General features: G+C 46.0%; 18 protein-coding genes and 1 tRNA gene. 6 read left to right on the top strand and 13 right to left on the bottom strand.

All coding sequences use genetic code 11. From position 1 onward, the window contains the following. Positions 1–49 precede the first annotated feature (49 nt). From KO518_RS13580 to KO518_RS13565, 4 genes are all read right to left on the bottom strand, one after another. Complete coding sequence (locus KO518_RS13580) at positions 50–742, bottom strand: pirin family protein (RefSeq protein WP_216026345.1); 693 nt, start codon at positions 740–742, stop codon at positions 50–52. An 83-nt stretch (positions 743–825) separates the two neighbouring features. Further along, positions 826–1,962, bottom strand: a complete 1,137-nt coding sequence (locus KO518_RS13575) for an aminotransferase class I/II-fold pyridoxal phosphate-dependent enzyme (RefSeq protein ID WP_216026344.1) — start codon at positions 1,960–1,962, stop codon at positions 826–828. Then, on the bottom strand, positions 1,959–4,058 hold the full coding sequence (gene ovoA, locus KO518_RS13570) for a 5-histidylcysteine sulfoxide synthase (RefSeq protein ID WP_216026343.1): 2,100 nt from the start codon (positions 4,056–4,058) through the stop codon (positions 1,959–1,961). The genes KO518_RS13575 and ovoA overlap by 4 nt, the downstream gene beginning before the upstream one ends. Positions 4,059–4,299: 241 nt before the next feature. Beyond that, a tRNA-Ser gene (locus KO518_RS13565) sits at positions 4,300–4,391 on the bottom strand. Between the two features lie 251 nt (positions 4,392–4,642). Here KO518_RS13565 and KO518_RS13560 point away from each other — a divergent pair. From KO518_RS13560 to KO518_RS13540, 5 genes are read left to right on the top strand one after another with little or no spacing between them, the layout of a single operon-like run. Then, on the top strand, positions 4,643–5,308 hold the full coding sequence (locus KO518_RS13560) for a Bax inhibitor-1/YccA family protein (protein ID WP_216026342.1): 666 nt from the start codon (positions 4,643–4,645) through the stop codon (positions 5,306–5,308). 52 nt (positions 5,309–5,360) lie between these two features. Then, positions 5,361–5,717, top strand: a complete 357-nt coding sequence (tusD, locus tag KO518_RS13555) for a sulfurtransferase complex subunit TusD (protein WP_216026341.1) — start codon at positions 5,361–5,363, stop codon at positions 5,715–5,717. Then, positions 5,717–6,073, top strand: a complete 357-nt coding sequence (locus KO518_RS13550) for a DsrE family protein (RefSeq protein ID WP_216026340.1) — start codon at positions 5,717–5,719, stop codon at positions 6,071–6,073. Before tusD ends, KO518_RS13550 begins: the two co-directional genes overlap by 1 nt. Next, the gene (locus KO518_RS13545) at positions 6,073–6,324 is read left to right on the top strand and encodes a DsrH/TusB family sulfur relay protein (protein ID WP_216026339.1); all 252 of its coding nucleotides are present in this window, start codon (positions 6,073–6,075) and stop codon (positions 6,322–6,324) included. Before KO518_RS13550 ends, KO518_RS13545 begins: the two co-directional genes overlap by 1 nt. Beyond that, entirely contained in the window at positions 6,321–6,665 is a 345-nt protein-coding gene (locus KO518_RS13540) for a TusE/DsrC/DsvC family sulfur relay protein (protein WP_216026338.1), read from the top strand. Before KO518_RS13545 ends, KO518_RS13540 begins: the two co-directional genes overlap by 4 nt. A gap of 41 nt (positions 6,666–6,706) precedes the next feature. Here the strand turns inward: KO518_RS13540 and serS are convergent, their stop codons facing one another. The 6 genes from serS to lrp form a co-directional block, all read right to left on the bottom strand. After that, on the bottom strand, positions 6,707–8,002 hold the full coding sequence (gene serS, locus KO518_RS13535) for a serine--tRNA ligase (RefSeq protein ID WP_216026337.1): 1,296 nt from the start codon (positions 8,000–8,002) through the stop codon (positions 6,707–6,709). Positions 8,003–8,012: 10 nt separating this feature from the next. Further along, positions 8,013–8,396, bottom strand: coding sequence for a fluoride efflux transporter CrcB (crcB, locus tag KO518_RS13530; RefSeq protein WP_216026336.1), 384 nt, complete (start codon positions 8,394–8,396; stop codon positions 8,013–8,015). Between the two features lie 2 nt (positions 8,397–8,398). Further along, positions 8,399–9,712, bottom strand: coding sequence for a replication-associated recombination protein A (locus KO518_RS13525; RefSeq protein ID WP_216026335.1), 1,314 nt, complete (start codon positions 9,710–9,712; stop codon positions 8,399–8,401). Beyond that, the gene (gene lolA / locus KO518_RS13520; RefSeq protein WP_216026334.1) at positions 9,709–10,338 is read right to left on the bottom strand and encodes an outer membrane lipoprotein chaperone LolA; all 630 of its coding nucleotides are present in this window, start codon (positions 10,336–10,338) and stop codon (positions 9,709–9,711) included. Before lolA ends, KO518_RS13525 begins: the two co-directional genes overlap by 4 nt. A gap of 3 nt (positions 10,339–10,341) precedes the next feature. After that, a complete protein-coding gene (locus KO518_RS13515) occupies positions 10,342–12,939 on the bottom strand; it encodes a DNA translocase FtsK (RefSeq protein WP_216026333.1) in 2,598 nt (865 codons plus the stop codon). A gap of 191 nt (positions 12,940–13,130) precedes the next feature. Further along, positions 13,131–13,616 (bottom strand): leucine-responsive transcriptional regulator Lrp, encoded by a 486-nt coding sequence (lrp, locus tag KO518_RS13510; protein ID WP_216026332.1) that lies wholly within the window; start codon positions 13,614–13,616, stop codon positions 13,131–13,133. Positions 13,617–13,745: 129 nt separating this feature from the next. On the opposite strand from lrp, the gene ald reads away from it, so the two are divergent. Further along, positions 13,746–14,873 carry an alanine dehydrogenase gene (gene ald, locus KO518_RS13505; protein WP_216026331.1) on the top strand — a complete coding sequence of 376 codons (1,128 nt, stop codon included), beginning with the start codon at positions 13,746–13,748 and terminating at the stop codon, positions 14,871–14,873. Positions 14,874–14,915: 42 nt separating this feature from the next. Here ald and pyrF read toward each other — a convergent pair whose 3' ends face one another. From pyrF to KO518_RS13490, 3 genes are read right to left on the bottom strand one after another with little or no spacing between them, the layout of a single operon-like run. Then, a complete protein-coding gene (gene pyrF, locus KO518_RS13500) occupies positions 14,916–15,611 on the bottom strand; it encodes an orotidine-5'-phosphate decarboxylase (RefSeq protein ID WP_216026330.1) in 696 nt (231 codons plus the stop codon). 6 nt (positions 15,612–15,617) lie between these two features. After that, on the bottom strand, positions 15,618–16,787 hold the full coding sequence (lapB, locus tag KO518_RS13495) for a lipopolysaccharide assembly protein LapB (protein WP_216026329.1): 1,170 nt from the start codon (positions 16,785–16,787) through the stop codon (positions 15,618–15,620). Positions 16,788–16,790: 3 nt separating this feature from the next. Continuing rightward, complete coding sequence (locus KO518_RS13490) at positions 16,791–17,045, bottom strand: LapA family protein (RefSeq protein WP_216026328.1); 255 nt, start codon at positions 17,043–17,045, stop codon at positions 16,791–16,793. Between the last annotated feature and the right edge of the window lie 31 nt (positions 17,046–17,076).

Raw genomic sequence — 17,076 nt, 5'->3', positions numbered from 1 at the left:
GCTGTGAAACGTGACAACCGCGATTTATTGCCTGTGAGTATAAGCGCTATCAGATAACGGGTAAATCAAACCAAAGGGCCTCCACCGAGCCCTGCGCACGCAGTGTGAGTGTATCTTGCTGATATAAACCGAGTCCGTCACCGCCACTAAGTGAAATCATATCGTCTTGCAGTGTTCCATGAATAAGGTGAAGGTACCCCATCCTATGTCCAGTCGAAAATGTCACCGGTTTACCGTTATCGAGTAAAACCCGATAGATACTCACGTCCTGATGTATACGTACACTTCCATTTACTCCTGAGGGCGTAACAAGGGGAGTCATGTCGTCAGTTTGCGGTATGGTTTTTTGCTCATACGCCGGGTCAATACCTGTTTCACTGGGAAGGATCCAAATTTGCAAAAATTTGGCAACTTGAGTACTGGATGCATTGTATTCAGAATGCATAATGCCTTTGCCAGCACTCATTCGTTGTACATCTCCAGCTGGAATGGTATGTACGTTCCCGGTACTGTCTTTGTGCACAAGTGCCCCATCGACAACGTAAGACACAATCTCCATATCCTGGTGACCGTGCGTATCGAAGCCACGTCCGGGTGCCACAGTATCATCATTGATAACCCGCAATACAGACATCCCCATATGTTCAGGGTCATAGTAACGTCCAAACGAAAAAGTATGAAAAGATCGAAGCCAGCCAAAATCAGCTTTTCCTCGCTCTGTGGAAGGTCGTCTATATCTCATGGGTCACTCCAAAATAATTACCTGACCCATGATAATCCAATCCGTCGTCTTAACTATGGCAAAAAAACGAGACTTATATTCTACTAAGTTGAATGAATGAGGTTTACAAGACGACTAAGTGCCGTCTTCACCATTGTGCTGCTGGTGGCCAGATTAACCCGCACGAACCCTGGCATGTCAAACATCGTGCCATCATTAGATGCTATGCCTGTCGCCTTGAAAAGTGCACCTGCGACATTGGACGTTGTTGGAAAAAGCAGTCTGAGATCTAACCACAAAAAATAAGTGGATTGGGGACAACAGGTCATAAGAGAAGTATGTTTCAAAGTGTCAAAAGCCATTTGTCTGTTGTCATTAATGGTAGTCACCACTTCAGCGAGCCAACTATCGTTACGTCGGTCGTAGGCAGCGGTTAATGCCACGCAAGCTAAATCACCAGCACATAAATGCCGACGCAGAAGACTGCTCGATATGCGGCCATACCACTTAGGGTTCGCTATCACCAGATAGGACGCAGCGGGCAAATGAGCGAGGTTATAAGCTTTATTTGGCGACTGAGCGACCACAACAGACCGCCTGAAGTGCGCTGATAATGAAAGTGCAGAGAAAAATGAGCAATCAGCGCGGATAAATTCGCTGTGCACCTCGTCGACAACCAGTGGAATGCGTTGATGCTCACAAAACTGGGCAAGTTCATACATGTCATCACTGTGTACCAACTGTCCGGTGGGGTTATTTGGGTTGCACAACAGCACCATTTTAATATGGGAAGGCAACTGCCCTGAGGCTACTACATCTCGAATGGTCAAAGTTTCATCGATAGTAACGGACACTAAGGTTCTATCACAGTCTTTGACGAGAGAAAACAGCGGTCCATAAGTTGGGGAAAAAACCGCTATCGCATCACCGGGCGTGGTAAGGGTTTGAATAGTTGCCGCAATTCCAGCCAGTACGGAAGAACAGGTAACGATTGTATCTTCTTCAACGGTTATACCGCGTCGTGAGTACCAATTGCGCACCGCTCCGGATACCGTTCCCATCTGATAACCAAAACACTGACTAAGATACGTATTGAGCGTTTCCGATATCACGGGTGGAGGCGGAAAATCCATATCTGCCAACCACATAGGCAGAGCGCTTTTGTCTGTATAACCAAAACGCTCGACAACGCCATCAAACTTTAATGAGCCCGTCCTGTTTCTGTCTGGCAATACCATCATTTGACTCGTTTGAATATATTAAACTCTGATAGTGAATGCTGGTGTTTCCGCTTGGTTTCCCGAATTACAAAAGGAATATCACAGGGCCCAGCTACCCGAACAAAACGATGTTTGAGTACTCGTTCCAAAGCGTCGGTTGACGACAGCGTTTCGCCATTCGTCTCTTTATGGCCTCCCAGCCAATTTTCTCTTCTTGTGTATTCTTCAAGCCAGGTGAAAGGTGAACCGACAACAAGTAAACCCTCTACGTTTAATCTTTCGGTGATACTGTGAAGCAGGTTTTCAGGTTCCGGTACTCTGTCGAGTAAGTTACTCATAAAAATTAAATCGTAGCCAGTATACTGAGGCTTTAAGTTACCTGCGTCGCCCTGTGCAAAATGTACCCGCCCTTTTACGTCATCAAGATCAAGTTCTGCCAGTCTGCGAATATGAAAACTGGTGAGTTCACCTTCATCAATTAAGTCATAGCGAATTTCACCAAATCCTTGCATTGCGCAGGCGGTTTTGATGAAGCGCGCTGAAAAATCAATGCCATCGACTTGTTCAAAGTGCCGCGCCAGTTCAAAACTTGCTCGACCAACCGCGCAGCCCAGGTCCAAAGCCTTGCGCTTGGGGATGTCGGTGGCAAATTTCATCGCATAGGCAACAGACGCTGCAGCAAAATTAGGCACATCAAAATACGTATTACCGTAATGGAATTCACTGTACTGCGATACCTGGGTATCACTTTCATAATCGAAATCATTCACCTTAATTGTTGCCTCCGACTCAACGTAACGAAAACCGGCGTGCTGAAAAAAGTGCCTGCGAAAAGCGTAACGACTTGTTCGCGCAGCCTCATTACCCGTTGAAATCCACGACCCCCCTTTTATCAAGTTGTGTTTATTGTCGAATGTGGGCGTGGTGAAATCGTCGTATAAAGGGTGTACTTTAAAACCTTCGAAGGGATAAATTGGTGTTTCTGTCCACTGCCAGACGTTTCCTACCACGTCATAAATGCCATTGCGCCCATATCTGTTTACTGGCACTGAGGAAGCAGGGCCTGTCAGTCCGATTTGCCATCCATCGAAATAGCGCTGTTCGGTTACTTTTGCCTCATCCCGTAACCTGAACCACTCGTCTTCAGTTGGCAAACGTATCGGACGACCGGTATTTTTTGACATCCAGTTACAAAATGCTTTGGCCTCGTGATAGTTTACATCAACAGGCCAATCAAGGGGGAGTGGCATTTCCTCTGTAAGGGTTCGGTACAGATAACGCTCACCTTCTCTTCGCCAGAATACCGGATGGCTAGCCTGACTATATACTAGCCATTGCCTACCTTCTTCTTCCCACAATGACATCGTTTTATAACCACCTGCCTCAACAAAACGCAGAAACTCACCATTACTAACCAGGTATTTTGCCGCTTTAAAAGCGTTTACGCTGGCATGGTGACTACCATATTCGTTGTCCCAGCCGTAAAAGTCATCATCGTGGCATTTACCTGCGTAAATATCCCCAGCTGGAATACTAACTAGCTCATTTACGGGTGCCTTGCATGATTCTCGACAAGGCGCCCACTGCGACCGTGGTGAAACATACGCTAAAGGCAGTTGCCGTATCAGTACAGACGATGTTTCGAGGTGGATGCCTTCGTGTTCGATTCCCATGATAATCGGCCATATAGGGCTATCCCACGTTACAGGTAAGGTGAAATCTATACTGGCAATGAGATCAGACACCTTGGATCTTACTTGCGTCCTGTAGTTTCTTACTTCGTCGACACCTGGCCAATCGTAATTTTCATCGTTGAGGTCATCCCAGCTCATTTCATCAACGCCAATGGCAAATAGCGACTCAAAATGAGGGTGGACTCTATCATCAATCAGTTTCGCCAATACGAGCTTGTTGATGTAGAACGTCGCAGTGTGCCCGAAATAGAAAATCAGCGGATGCCTCAGCTTTTCGGGTCGTTGGTAATACGCGTCATCGCTGGCTAGGTTGGAAAATAGACTTTCATACGTATCAAAAGATTGATGGAAGTACGCGAGCAGTCGTTGACGAAATGCGTCGGGATCGGCATCCCGTAACGAAGGAGTATGTAAGACGGTCATTAGCTTCCTCTGAATAACGCTACTGCAGCACCGCGCCATTTGCGGTTCACTCTTTTTTCTTTACGTTAACACAAATTGTAATTGGGGTATTTACTGTGGCTATAAAACGCACTTTATACGTCGTGTGTTACGTAACAGATTGCGTGAGGATCAGATTAAAGCGATTTAATACAGAATATAATCGAATGATAAGTTGTTGTATAAAATAAAAAACCCGCCATTAAGGCGGGTTTTTAGAAGGTGGCGGAGAGAGAGGGATTCGAACCCCCGGAAGGTTTGACCCTTCGCCTGATTTCAAGTCAGGTGCATTCAGCCGGACTCTGCCATCTCTCCGAGAAGTGATGCGTATCTTAATGATATTTTTGGGCCTGTAAAGCCTTAATTTTAAAAAAATGTTCAACCGCGCAGCTTTTAAACAAAGCGGTTATTTTTCACACTTATGCGGGTGCCTTTTTAACCGCTTAGGCGATGTTAGCATTAAACCGCGTGAAATCACTTGAAAAAGTGAACTAAAACCCATACAAATGACCTAAGATAAAGGTAACTGACTTATCTGGTTTTTAATTATCCTTCTGGAGGAAACAATGGATCAACGTTCGATGTATGCAGGTGCATCTCAACAATCAGTATTACAAACAAACAAGGTGTTGCGTAATACTTATATGTTGCTAGCAATGACACTGGCTTTCAGCGCAGTTTGTGCCGGAGTTGCTATGGCTGTAGGCATCACACCAATGATGTCTCTGGTTATGACCATCGGCGCGTTTATTACTCTTTTTGTTGTGCAACGCAAAGCGGAATCGGCCTCTGGTATTTACTGGGTATTTCTCTTTACCGGGTTAATGGGGGCTTCTTTAGGCTACACCCTCAGTTATTACTTGGGCGTTGCAGGTCCAGGTTTGATCATGCAGGCGCTGGGGGCAACGGCATTAGTATTTTTCGCTTTGTCTGGTTATGCCTTAACGACTAAGAAAGACTTCTCCTTCCTGGGGGGCTTCCTTATTGTTGGTTTGCTAGTCGCCATTGTTGCGGGCATCGCAAATATTTTCTTTATGGTACCTGCTGTTTCACTGGCTATTAGTGCTGCAATTGTTTTTATTATGTCTGGCTTCATTTTGTTTGATACCAGTCGCATTGTTAACGGTGGCGAGACAAACTATATTCGTGCAACCGTTTCGCTGTACCTGAACATATACAACTTGTTCACGTCTATCCTGCACCTGTTAGGCGCATTCGGTGGCGACGATTAATCCAAAATTGAACGCGGAGAAAACACCCCGTTAATGGGGTGTTTTTGTTTTTATGTCAACATACTCAGTACTCGTGACATCCTCACCTTATGATAGTTCCAGAAGTCTTGATGCCGTTCGCTTTTGCCAACAGTTGCTAGAAACCGGACAAGAACTGGGCCAGGTTTTTTTCTATCAGGCGGGCATATATAACGCGATGGGGAGCATGATACCTACAAACGGCGAGGTTAACCTGTTCGAGGCCTGGACCAGAATTAGCAATGAAAGCGGAGCGGCATTACGTGTGTGTGTTACCGCGGGAGAAAAGAGAGGGGTTACCTCCCAGGTGTGTTCCTCTCCATTTGAACAGACCGGGTTGGCAGAGTTCTTTACAGCGCTGCACGACAGCGACAAACTGGTGCAGTTTTAATGTCTACTCTCCTTATTCGAATGACGAAACCGCCCTATTCCACTAGTAGCGCTTCCGATGGATTGGATTTCGCCCTCAGTGCGACGAACTACGGTCACGACGTAGTCATGGTATTTGAAGGCGAAGGAATATTGCAATTGATTGACCAACAAACGCCTGCTACGACAGCCATAAGGAATCACGCTAAACGCTTAAAATCGCTACCTCTGTTCGACATTCATGCATGCTATTACATCACTGAAGATGTTCCCCAATGGGGACTAATGCCCCAAGCGCTCAATGCTGTTGCCCAACCGTGTTGCCACAATACCTTAATAACACTGATTAACAGCTGCGATCATGTGGTGACATTTTAATGATTATATTCTTAACCAGCGCCACCGCAACTGCAGTGCAGCGTCGCTACGTCAATGCATTGTGCGACAACGATGTGATAGTACTTAAAGAAGATGGGGTCTACCAGTATTCTCAATTAAAGCATTTATCTGTAAAGGTATATGATATAGATGCTGAAGCACGAGGGATTAGCGTCTGCGAGCAACACCGACTGTCAATTTCGCAATGGGTTACCTTACACGATAAACATCAACATTGGGTTGTTTTATGACTGATAATTACACAATCATTTGGAACGGGCAAGCCGTGCCCGTGGATAAGAATGGTTACTTGCTCGACCACACCCAATGGTGTGAAGACATGGTTCCTATACTTGCCGAAAGTGAAGGGATAACACTGACAGACGCTCACTGGGAGGTCATTCGCTTTGTCAGACAGTTTTATGAAGAGTATGAAACCAGTCCTGCCATTCGTGCTTTAGTCAAAGCGATGGCAACTAAACACGGGCCTGATAAAGGTAATAGTCGATATTTGCAGCGCTTGTTCAAAAAAGGGCCAGCAAAACAGGCAACCAAACTTGCAGGCTTACCAAAACCGGCTAAATGCTTGTAAAAAAATAAAAAAAGCGGAACACATGGTTCCGCTTTCTTCAATTAGTTCGCTGTTATGCGCGTTACCCCACCCATATAACTCACTAACGCTTCCGGCACCACAACACTGCCATCTGCCTGTTGATAATTCTCCAACACTGCAACTAAGGTTCTTCCTACTGCAAGGCCTGAGCCATTCAGCGTGTGTAATAATTCTGGCTTATTTGTTTCGGGGTTGCGATAACGCGCCTGCATTCTTCTGGCCTGGAAATCAAACATGTTTGAACACGATGAAATTTCACGATAGGTATTTTGGGCAGGTAGCCACACTTCAAGATCGTAAGTTTTACACGCTCCAAACCCCATATCCCCGGTGCAAAGAAGGACTTTTCGATACGGCAAATTTAATTTCTGAAGTATGGCTTCAGCATGGGCAGTTAACGCTTCTAAAGCATCAAAGGATTCTTCAGGTTTGACAATTTGTACAAGTTCAACTTTTTCAAACTGGTGCTGACGGATGAGTCCCCGGGTATCACGGCCATAAGAACCTGCTTCACTGCGAAAACACGGGGTATGCGCTGTCATTTTTAACGGCAGTTCCCGGGCATCAAAGATTTCATCACGAGCAATGTTTGTCAGCGGAACTTCAGCAGTAGGGATGAGTGATAGCCCCTGGCCCTCTTCGGTAGCTGGCTGTGTATGAAATAAATCTTCTCCAAATTTAGGTAACTGGCCAGTACCGTACAAACTGTCGTGATTGACCAGATAGGGCACGTACATTTCCTGGTATCCATGCTCATTGGTGTGAACATCCAGCATAAATTGCGCAAGGGCTCGATGTAGCTTGGCAATTTGGCCTTTCATCACGACAAACCGACTGCCGGTAAGTTTAGAAGCCAGTTCGAAATCCGCTCCTTTGTTTAACCCCTCGGCAATATCTACATGATCTCTGACTTCAAAATCAAACGAAGGTGGTGTACCCCAGCGGCTGATTTCTTCGTTGTCGTCTTCATTCGCGCCCACAGGGACTGACTCATGAGGGATGTTAGGCACGCATTGAGTAAAGGTAGTAATTTCTTCCAAAAGAACCGACAACTCAGCTTTGGCCGCATCGAGGTCATCTCCTAACTGTCCCACCTCAGCCAACAGCGGCGCAATATCCTGCCCCTGAGCCTTCGCTTTACCAATAGCCTTGCTTCGGACATTTCGCTCGTTTTGCAAATCTTGAGTTTTAGTTTGAAGAACTTTGCGTTTTTCTTCTAACGAATTAAATGTATCCACGTCTAACGTAAAGCCGCGTTCAGCCAGTTTTTTGGCTGTATTTTCTATGTCTGACCGAAGTAACTTTGGATCTAACATGCCGTTCTATTTATCCTTTCATCAATACAATGGCTGCCCAACCTGCCAGTAAACAGGCGCAAACATTGAATAACACGTTGGCGACGGCTTTCATAATAAGGCCATTCTCCAGTAGTGTGAGTGTTTCAATTGAAAATGTTGAAAAAGTGGTAAAGGCACCCAGCAAGCCCACGCCTAATAACGCACGATAAGGAGATTCCATTAAATCGTGTCGTTCAATTAATCCGTAAAGTAATGCAAGGGAAAAAGAGCCTACAACATTGACGGTAAGTGTACCAAAGGGAAGCGCTTTTCCAAACCAAGAATCGATGTTTGAAGTAACAAAATAGCGCAGACATGCACCTGCTGCACCACCCAAGGCTAAATAACAATACAAGACGATACCTGTTGGCATAGCTAATACCTTTTGTTTTTACTGTTTTCGTTTAAGGCATCCAGATAGTCACGCTTTGCCTTCAATTGTTTTTCCAAACCTCTATCTGTGGGATTATAAAGCCTTACTCCGGCTAACTCAGGTGGTAAATACCTTTCACCCGCAGCAAACGCCCCCGGCTCATTATGAGCGTAGCGGTATTCTTTTCCGTACCCCATGTCTTTCATCAAAGCCGTAGGAGCGTTTCGCAAGTGATCGGGCACGCCATAATCGGGTGATGAAGAAGCCAGTCTTTTGGCCTCTGAAAACGCCATGTAAACTGCATTGCTTTTCGCCGCAAGCGCACAGTATACCGCGGCCTGGGCAATGGCCCGCTCGCCTTCCGCCGGGCCTACCCTGTGATAGCAATCCCAGGCATTGACACAGAGTTGCATAGCTCTGGGATCGGCATTTCCTATATCTTCAGAGGCAATAGCTAACAATCGGCGCGCTACGTAAAGGGCATCACCACCACCTTGTAATATACGCGCATACCAATAGAGGGCCGCGTCCGGGTCAGAACCTCGCACTGATTTGTGAAACGCAGAGATTAAATCGTAAAAAGCATCGCCTTGTTTGTCATAGGCCGCAACCTTTTCCCCCACTGCTTCTTCGATATCTCGCAACGAAATCACACGTCCGTCACAAAAGTCGCTGGCCAACTCCAAATACGTCAATAAGCGCCGTCCATCACCACAGCTTAAACCAACTAGCGCCGCTTTAGCATCGTCATCAACGCTTAGCCCTTTGTCGCCGAGCCCCTTATCCTTGTCATGTAAAGCCCGGTTCATCAACGCTACTAACGCAGATTTATCTAACGCCTTTAACACATACACACGAACACGAGACAACAATGCATTGTTAAGTTCAAAAGATGGGTTTTCAGTGGTTGCGCCAATAAATGTCACGGTGCCCGCCTCAACGAAAGGGAGAAAAGCATCTTGCTGACCTTTGTTAAAACGATGAACTTCATCGATAAACAGCAAGGTTTTCTGCCCGTGTTTGGCATCAATTTCTGCTTGTTCCATAGCCGTTCGAACGTCTTTCACCCCGGCAGTTACCGCAGAAAGGCGTACAACTTTGGCTTGGGTGTACGCCGCTATCATGCCTGCCAAGGTAGTTTTACCTGTGCCCGGTGGGCCCCACAACACCATAGAATGGCACTGACCTGCTTCGAGCATTTTTCTCAATGGCTTTCCCGGTCCCAACAAATGTTGCTGGCCAGCATATTGATCAATCGATGTAGGCCGCATTCTGGCCGCTAGCGGCGCGAAATCATCTTGGAACAACCCTCTCATCGCTGGTCATCAACAACGTAGGTATCACTTACCCGGGCTTGAAAAAGGCTTTGTTGGGGAGGTGTTTTTGTATTGATATCTGAAAATGACAGCAAACTGGTCTGGTCCTGGGCATCCCGAACACTCAGGCTTTGCAACGTCCCCTCTGTAAAAGAAAACACAAGGGCTCTAACTTGACCTTCTACTGAATTCGGCGTCACGGTATAACGTTCAGGGTGCTGATTGTCTGCACTGACAGTGAACTTTTCCCAAACCGTGTCATCTGTCGAAATGAGCAACATAAAAGGATTATCTTTTATCGCCGCTTCCTGATCTAAAATGGTAACCTGTTCTACAAATGGGTCAATATTCCACACCGAATCGCCATCTGCAATAAGCAGACTTTCATCGGGAAACCGCGTTTCCCATCTCAGTTTGTCAGGCCTGGCCAAATACAGGACACCTTTAGCCTCGTGAACTAATTCATCGTTACCGTCAGAAACAACTTGGGAAAAAGATGCGCTAAAATAATGTAGTTCACTAAGGTGACGCTTTAGCATTTCCTTGGGTGTTACACTAGCGTGAACAGACAGCGCAAATACTGAGCCTGTAATCATCAAAAATAAGGTTTTAATCCACGGTTTCATCTTCTACTCCTTCGGGGCAGGAGGCGCTAGAACCTCTCTGTTCCCATTGTGCCCTGGTGATGATACGACACCGTTTGCCTCCATTTGTTCTACAAGCCTTGCCGCCCGATTGTAACCAATTCTGAATTTACGCTGCACTGAAGAAACACTGGCCCTTCGGGTTTCGGTAACAAATGCCACTGCCTCGTCAAAGAACGCATCGTATTCTTCGTCTGAATTTTCCGCTTGTTCTCCGGGTAGCAATACTTCAGCCGACGCTTCGCCGTTTAAAATTTCATCAATATAATCCGGTTTACCTCGCTTTTTCCAGTCGTTCACCACGGCGTGAACTTCATGGTCATCCACAAATGCGCCGTGTACCCGAGTTGGAACGGGGCTTCCAGGCGGCAGATACAACATATCGCCCATACCCAATAAAGCCTCTGCCCCTTGTTGATCCAAAATGGTTCTGGAATCAATTTTGCTGGAAACCTGAAAGGCTATACGAGTGGGAATATTGGCTTTAATCAAACCCGTGATAACATCAACTGAAGGTCGTTGAGTAGCCAGTACCAGATGAATTCCCGCTGCCCTCGCCTTCTGTGCAATACGGGCAATGAGCTCTTCTACTTTCTTACCTACAATCATCATCATGTCGGCAAATTCGTCTACAACAACAACAATCGCAGGCAATTTACTGAGTTCTGGCGCCTCCTGTTCCATGTTGTCTTCCGTGCGCCAAAGCGGATCTTTAATTGGCTCTCCGTCTTCAATAGCCTGATTCACTTTGGCGTTGTAGCCTTTCAGGTTTCGTACCCCCAGCGCAGACATCAGCTTATACCTGCGCTCCATCTCCCCAACGCACCAGCGCAGCGCATTGGCCGCTTCTTTCATGTCGGTAACCACTTCAGCTAGCAAGTGCGGAATGCCTTCATAGACAGACAGTTCCAGCATTTTGGGGTCGATCATAATCATGCGCACATCTTCTGGCGTCGATTTATAGAGCAAGCTCAAGATCATGACGTTTACGCCCACCGATTTCCCTGCTCCGGTGGTACCGGCAACCAGCAGGTGAGGCATTTTGGCCAAATCAACCACAACGGGTTTTCCGCTGATGTCTGCACCAAGCACCATGGTCAATGGCGATTTATTACTCTGGAAGGCATCACAGGCTATAACCTCGCTAAGCCTTACCATTTCGCGTTTTTTGTTTGGCAGTTCCAAACCAATGACGGACTTCCCGGGTATTACTTCCACAACTCGCACTGAAATAGCAGACATTGCCCGGGCCAGATCTTTTGACAGTCCGGTAATCTTACTGACTTTCACTCCAGGGGCGAGATCGAGTTCAAAGCGGGTTATCACCGGCCCCGGATAAACACCCACCACATTTGCCTCAATATTAAAGTCTGCGAGCTTGTCTTCTACTAACCTGGATACCATGTCCATTTCTTCAGGGGTAATGGGGTTTTCCTTGCGGTCAGGACGCTCGAGCAAGTCAAAAGAGGGCATTGGCCCTAACGCTGCCAATTCAGCTTTTTCTTCTTCTTTGGCGGCAACAGCTTCTGCAAGTGTGGTTGGTTTAACTTTCTTTGTAGAAGTTGTCGCTGTAACTTTCTGATCACTGATTACACTTGTCCCTTCATCCTGATAACCGTCTGATGGCAGGCTCTCGTCTCCAGTGGACGCAGCGTTGCTATCCGCCGCTATTTTACTAGTAAATTTGTCTTTTATCTGACCAAAAGAAAAGCGCGATGACTCTGCTTTCGGTGATTCATTAGAAGAAGCTGCAGCTCCATTTACCGAAATTTTGTGGTCGTCAACAATGAATGGTGGTTCATCCTCGGCAGAAAATACTTCCTCGGGTATACCAAAACTCGGTTCGTTTCGCTCTGAAGTACGGAGAGTTTCATTGACACTTTGCTCAGCTGGCGGTTCGGCGCGTAAGGAGGTTACATCCAGCGAAGAGGTCTTCCCCTCCCCTGTTGACTTATCGGGCGAAGACAAGGCCAACTTTGGCATCTCCATCCCAATTAATTGCTGAGGCAACTTCACTGTTTTTTTGCTGAGCCAGATAGTTGCACTTCCCAGGGTATCAATAATATCCAGCCAACTTATCCCTGTGAGTAACGTAAACCCGGTACAGAAAAAGCAAAGCAACAGTAAGATAGTACCCGCTTTATTAAAATAAGGAATGAGTGCAGAACTAATCACATCACCAACAAAACCGCCAGCAGAGAAATTAAACAGATCATTAAAATTGATACTGGCTATTCCGGTAATGCCCAGTGCAATGAGCAGGCCTCCTATGATACGAAGGCCTATCGTTAGGTAATCAAATTCATCAAGGTCTTTAACATGTTGGAATAGAAACCAGCCGAGAAAAGCGAAACAGAAAGGCAGCAAATACGCTAACCAACCGAAACTGAACAGCAGTAAGTCTGCAACCCAAGCGCCTGTTGCCCCGACCCAGTTGTGAACATCAAGTTGTAAGCCCGCCTGACTCCACCCCGGATCACCAGGATGAAAAGAAGCCAAAGCCAAAAGAATAAAAAACGCAAATACACAGGCAATAATCATGCATGCCTCTAGCATTCGCTGTACACCAGTTAAACGCGCCATAAACCCTAAATCACCTGACACCTGTCTGTGCTGCTATCCCTAATACACGGAAAAAACAGGGTGCTAACTAAAAACATTATTATTATATCTCAATTACTTGTTCGCAAATTGCTCACATTTACACAATCGCATTTTGCAGTAAACAGACTAACACAAACTCATTGTTAAAACTGCAATGCCTGCGCTACGTATTACTTTACATTGATTCTCAATGCAGTGGTACTCTTCACCTCTTCCATAACGACATATGTTCGTGACTCACTGACTCCAGGCAACCGCAAAAGTGTGTCGCCAAGTAACTTTCGATAACTAGACATATCTGCCACGCGGGCTTTGAGTAGGAAGTCAAAATCACCGGATACTAAATGACACTCCTGAATATCTTCGTGTTCTTGCACTGCAGCAGAAAATTCTGCAAAAATATCCACTGACGTTTTAGTCAATGTGATTTCCACGAACACTAACATGGCTGCGCCGAGTTTTTCGGGTTCGAGCATGGCATGATAGCCCTGAATATAACCTTGGGACTCCAGTCGTTTGACGCGCTCAAGACATGGACTAGCGCTAAGACCCACTTGTTTTGCCAGATCTACATTGGAAATGCGACCGTTTTTCTGCAGCGCATTGAGAATATTTCTGTCTATTCTATCAAGGTGTTTAGGCGTTTTAACCAGCATATTAAATTTTTCATATAGGGAAAATATAAGTATATTATACCGCTAAAATTAAAACTTCAGTCAATACTACTTTTTTTTATCACGTATACTTCTGCCCAATTGTTAACCCTGTCATAAGCGAGAAAGCAAATGCTGGTCGGTGTACCTAAAGAAATAAAAAATCATGAATATCGTGTTGGCTTAACGCCTGCTGCAGTTAAAGAGTTTGTTACCCATGGTCACAGTGTAATTGTAGAAACTCAGGCAGGGGCCGCTATTGGGTTCACGGATGAGCGTTATGAAGCAGCCGGTGCAACCATTGTTTCCACGGCGAAACAAGTCTTCGCCGAAGCAGAAATGATAGTAAAAGTAAAAGAACCGCAACCGAATGAGTGCAAAATGTTGCGCCAGGGTCAAACCCTGTATACATATCTCCACCTAGCCCCGGATCCGGTACAAACTGAATTACTTGTCGAATCCGGCGCAACCTGTATTGCGTATGAAACGGTTACTGATGATCGCGGTGGGTTGCCATTGTTAGCGCCAATGAGTGAAGTGGCTGGCAGAATGTCTGTGCAGGCAGGTGCCCATTATTTGGAAAAAGCACATGGCGGCAGCGGCACACTATTAGGGGGTGTTCCTGGTGTTGCTCCAGGTAAAGTGCTGGTTGTAGGTGGTGGCGTAGTTGGTATTAACGCGGCTAAAATGGCATTAGGCTTAGGTGCAGATGTTACCATTTTAGACCGTTCATTACCCCGTTTACGGCAGTTGGACGACGTTTTCAACGGTCAGGTTAAAACTGTTTATTCAACTGTAGACGCCATCGAGCACTATTCATCAAATGCCGATTTAGTGGTTGGGGCTGTGTTGATCCCGGGTGCGACAGCACCTAAACTCATTAACGAAGACCATATCAAAGCGATGAAACCTGGTTCGGTAGTAGTTGACGTAGCCATTGACCAAGGCGGCTGTTTTGCAACATCTAAAGCCACTACCCACCAAGACCCTGTCTATATTGTTGATGACGTTGTGCACTACTGTGTGGCCAACATGCCAGGTGGCGTGGCGAGAACCTCTACTATGGCATTAAATAATGCCACTTTACCGTTTGGCCTTGCCCTAGCAAACAAAGGGCCAAAACAAGCAATGTTGGAAGACAAGCACTTACTGAATGGATTAAATGTTCACCAGGGTAAAGTTACTTATAAAGCGGTAGTTGATGCTCTGGGCGAAAAGCTTGGGCTGACTTACACACCTGCGGAAGAAGCACTTCGATAATAAAGCTAAAACGTACAAAAAAGCCCCTTTTCGGGGCTTTTTTTACACTAACAATTCGTTTATATGTTTTAACACCGCTAAGGGATCCTCGGCCTGAGTGATAGGTCTACCCATTACCAAATAGTTCACCCCTGCTTCCACGGCGCTTTGTGGAGTCATTACGCGTTTTTGATCTCCCTTATCACTGCCCTCTGGCCTAATACCCGGCGTAACAAGTAAGAAATCTCTGCCATAGTGTTTTCTTAGCAAAACTGCCTCTTGGGCTGAGCATACCACGCCATCCAGTCCCGCTGCGTGTGTCAGAGCAGCAAGTCTCTCAACGTGCTCAGCGGGTGTGACTGAGGGAACTACCCCGGCCAATTGTTCCTGATCCATACTCGTGAGTACCGTAACAGCAATGAGTTTAGTATCAGGGTTACGGCTTGCTAATATTGCCTGTTTCGCAGCCTTCATCATTTCAAGACCGCCAGAGGCGTGAACGTTTACCATCCACACACCAAGTTCAGCCGCGGCCTTACAAGCTTTTGCCACCGTATTGGGAATATCGTGAAATTTGAGATCGAGAAAAACGTCAAACCCCTTACTAACAAGTTGTTTAACTAAGTCTGGACCGAACAAGGTAAACATCTCTTTGCCAACCTTTAACCGGCAAACAGTGGGATCAAGACTTTCTACAAACGCCAGGGCAACATCTGCATCGGCGTAATCCAGGGCGACAATAACTTTGGGGTCTTGCATGAAAATTTATTCTCCGTCGAGACCTTTAATGGGTTTAACTACATTCCACTTCTTGCACGACGGGCACAACCAGTAAAGCTTGCGGCCTGAGAAGCCACAGCTTACACAGCGGTATTTTGGTCGCTGTTTAATTTGGTCTTCCACCAGTGCTTTGAGTAATCTTAAGCTATTTGCAGACACTTCGTCTTCAATCTGATCGATATACAACCCCATAAGGGTTTTAAATCCTTTCATCGTCGGGCGCTTGCGAATTTGCTCTAACAGATAATCACTCGCTTCCTGAGTTCTTCCTTGTGCTATTTTTATATCAACCATCGCTAAATACGATGTGGCACAATCCTGCCAGTGGGAAGACAAGGCCTCTTCAAAGCGCGTCCAGTCACCCGTTTTCTCAGCGATCACTTCCAGACTCGGAACAGCTTCACTGAACCAATTCAAGTCATGTTCTGCTACCTGGACAAAATAACCAATCGCATCGTCATAGCGCTGTTGTTTTAGTGCAATATGCCCGAGCATTAACCAAGGCCTTACCGCATGTTCATCGGCATTAACGGCTTTTTGCAAAAGGATTAAGGCCTCACCGCTTCTGTCAGCTTTTATTTCTATATCAGCTTGTTCGCAATAGAAGTGAGCCAAGCGCTCACTGACATCATCGGAATCACCGTGACAATCCACCATGCGCTCGGCAAGTTCAATAGCCCGATTCCACTCTTTGGTTGTTTGATAAATACTAAATAATTGCTGTTGAGCTACCAAATAATACTTGTCGCTGTTCAGCAATTGAAGATAAGCGTTTTCCGCTCGCTCCAAAAAACCCGCTTGCATATAATCACGGCCTAATTCCTTTAGTGCGGTTTCTTGTTGCGTACCTTGGATCTCTTCCCGAGACACCAGGTTTTGATGTACTTTGATAGCCCGATCAATTTCTCCCCGATGACGAAAAAAATTTCCCATTGCAATGTGGGTTTCAACTGTGTCGTTATTCAGGTTGATCATTTTAATGAGAGTATCAACGGCCTTGTCGGGTTGATCCGACAGCAAAAAATTAAGCCCTTTGTAATAGTGACGGGATAAAATACTAGATTGCTTACGCTGGGCTTGGCGCACACTGTTTCTGCCCATAATCCAACCGTAACCAGCCGCAACGGGCAATAAGAGAAACAGCAATTCAAGCATAGGTTATTCTTTTGTGAGCTTTTTGATACGACTTCGTGCGGCTATCAATTGCATACGCAAACCAAGCCAACTCACCAGCATTATGAGCAACCCTACAATTATACCAATACTAACTGCAATGGCGATAAGCGTTGATAATCGTAAATCTGCCTGTGCAATGAGGTAATTGACCGTAACTACCGATTCATTTTGCGAACCAATTGCGAATGCCAGCGCCAGCAAAGCGATGACCAATAGAAGTGTAACTATGCCCTTCAAAGCAAAAACCCTAGATCTTTTAACTATTGGT

It is taken from the genome of Aestuariibacter sp. A3R04, from assembly GCF_018860805.1.
Classification (GTDB): domain Bacteria; phylum Pseudomonadota; class Gammaproteobacteria; order Enterobacterales; family Alteromonadaceae; genus Alteromonas.
The sequence above is the reverse complement of the archived record's forward strand: the minus strand, read 5'-3'. Positions and strand labels throughout refer to the sequence as shown.

Excerpts from the sequence above, each read along its gene's own strand:
- KO518_RS13580 (WP_216026345.1), bottom strand. The coding sequence starts at position 742 with ATGAGATATAGACGACCTTCCACAGAGCGAGGAAAAGCTGATTTTGGC.
- lapB (WP_216026329.1), bottom strand. The coding sequence starts at position 16,787 with ATGCTTGAATTGCTGTTTCTCTTATTGCCCGTTGCGGCTGGTTACGGT.
- KO518_RS13515 (WP_216026333.1), bottom strand. The coding sequence starts at position 12,939 with ATGGCGCGTTTAACTGGTGTACAGCGAATGCTAGAGGCATGCATGATT.
- tusD (WP_216026341.1), top strand. The coding sequence starts at position 5,361 with ATGTCAACATACTCAGTACTCGTGACATCCTCACCTTATGATAGTTCC.
- ald (WP_216026331.1), top strand. The coding sequence starts at position 13,746 with ATGCTGGTCGGTGTACCTAAAGAAATAAAAAATCATGAATATCGTGTT.
- KO518_RS13560 (WP_216026342.1), top strand. The coding sequence starts at position 4,643 with ATGGATCAACGTTCGATGTATGCAGGTGCATCTCAACAATCAGTATTA.
- KO518_RS13525 (WP_216026335.1), bottom strand. The coding sequence starts at position 9,712 with ATGAGAGGGTTGTTCCAAGATGATTTCGCGCCGCTAGCGGCCAGAATG.
- ovoA (WP_216026343.1), bottom strand. The coding sequence starts at position 4,058 with ATGACCGTCTTACATACTCCTTCGTTACGGGATGCCGATCCCGACGCA.
- serS (WP_216026337.1), bottom strand. The coding sequence starts at position 8,002 with ATGTTAGATCCAAAGTTACTTCGGTCAGACATAGAAAATACAGCCAAA.
- KO518_RS13540 (WP_216026338.1), top strand. The coding sequence starts at position 6,321 with ATGACTGATAATTACACAATCATTTGGAACGGGCAAGCCGTGCCCGTG.
- crcB (WP_216026336.1), bottom strand. The coding sequence starts at position 8,396 with ATGCCAACAGGTATCGTCTTGTATTGTTATTTAGCCTTGGGTGGTGCA.
- pyrF (WP_216026330.1), bottom strand. The coding sequence starts at position 15,611 with ATGCAAGACCCCAAAGTTATTGTCGCCCTGGATTACGCCGATGCAGAT.
- lolA (WP_216026334.1), bottom strand. The coding sequence starts at position 10,338 with ATGAAACCGTGGATTAAAACCTTATTTTTGATGATTACAGGCTCAGTA.
- KO518_RS13575 (WP_216026344.1), bottom strand. The coding sequence starts at position 1,962 with ATGATGGTATTGCCAGACAGAAACAGGACGGGCTCATTAAAGTTTGAT.
- KO518_RS13545 (WP_216026339.1), top strand. The coding sequence starts at position 6,073 with ATGATTATATTCTTAACCAGCGCCACCGCAACTGCAGTGCAGCGTCGC.
- lrp (WP_216026332.1), bottom strand. The coding sequence starts at position 13,616 with ATGCTGGTTAAAACGCCTAAACACCTTGATAGAATAGACAGAAATATT.
- KO518_RS13550 (WP_216026340.1), top strand. The coding sequence starts at position 5,717 with ATGTCTACTCTCCTTATTCGAATGACGAAACCGCCCTATTCCACTAGT.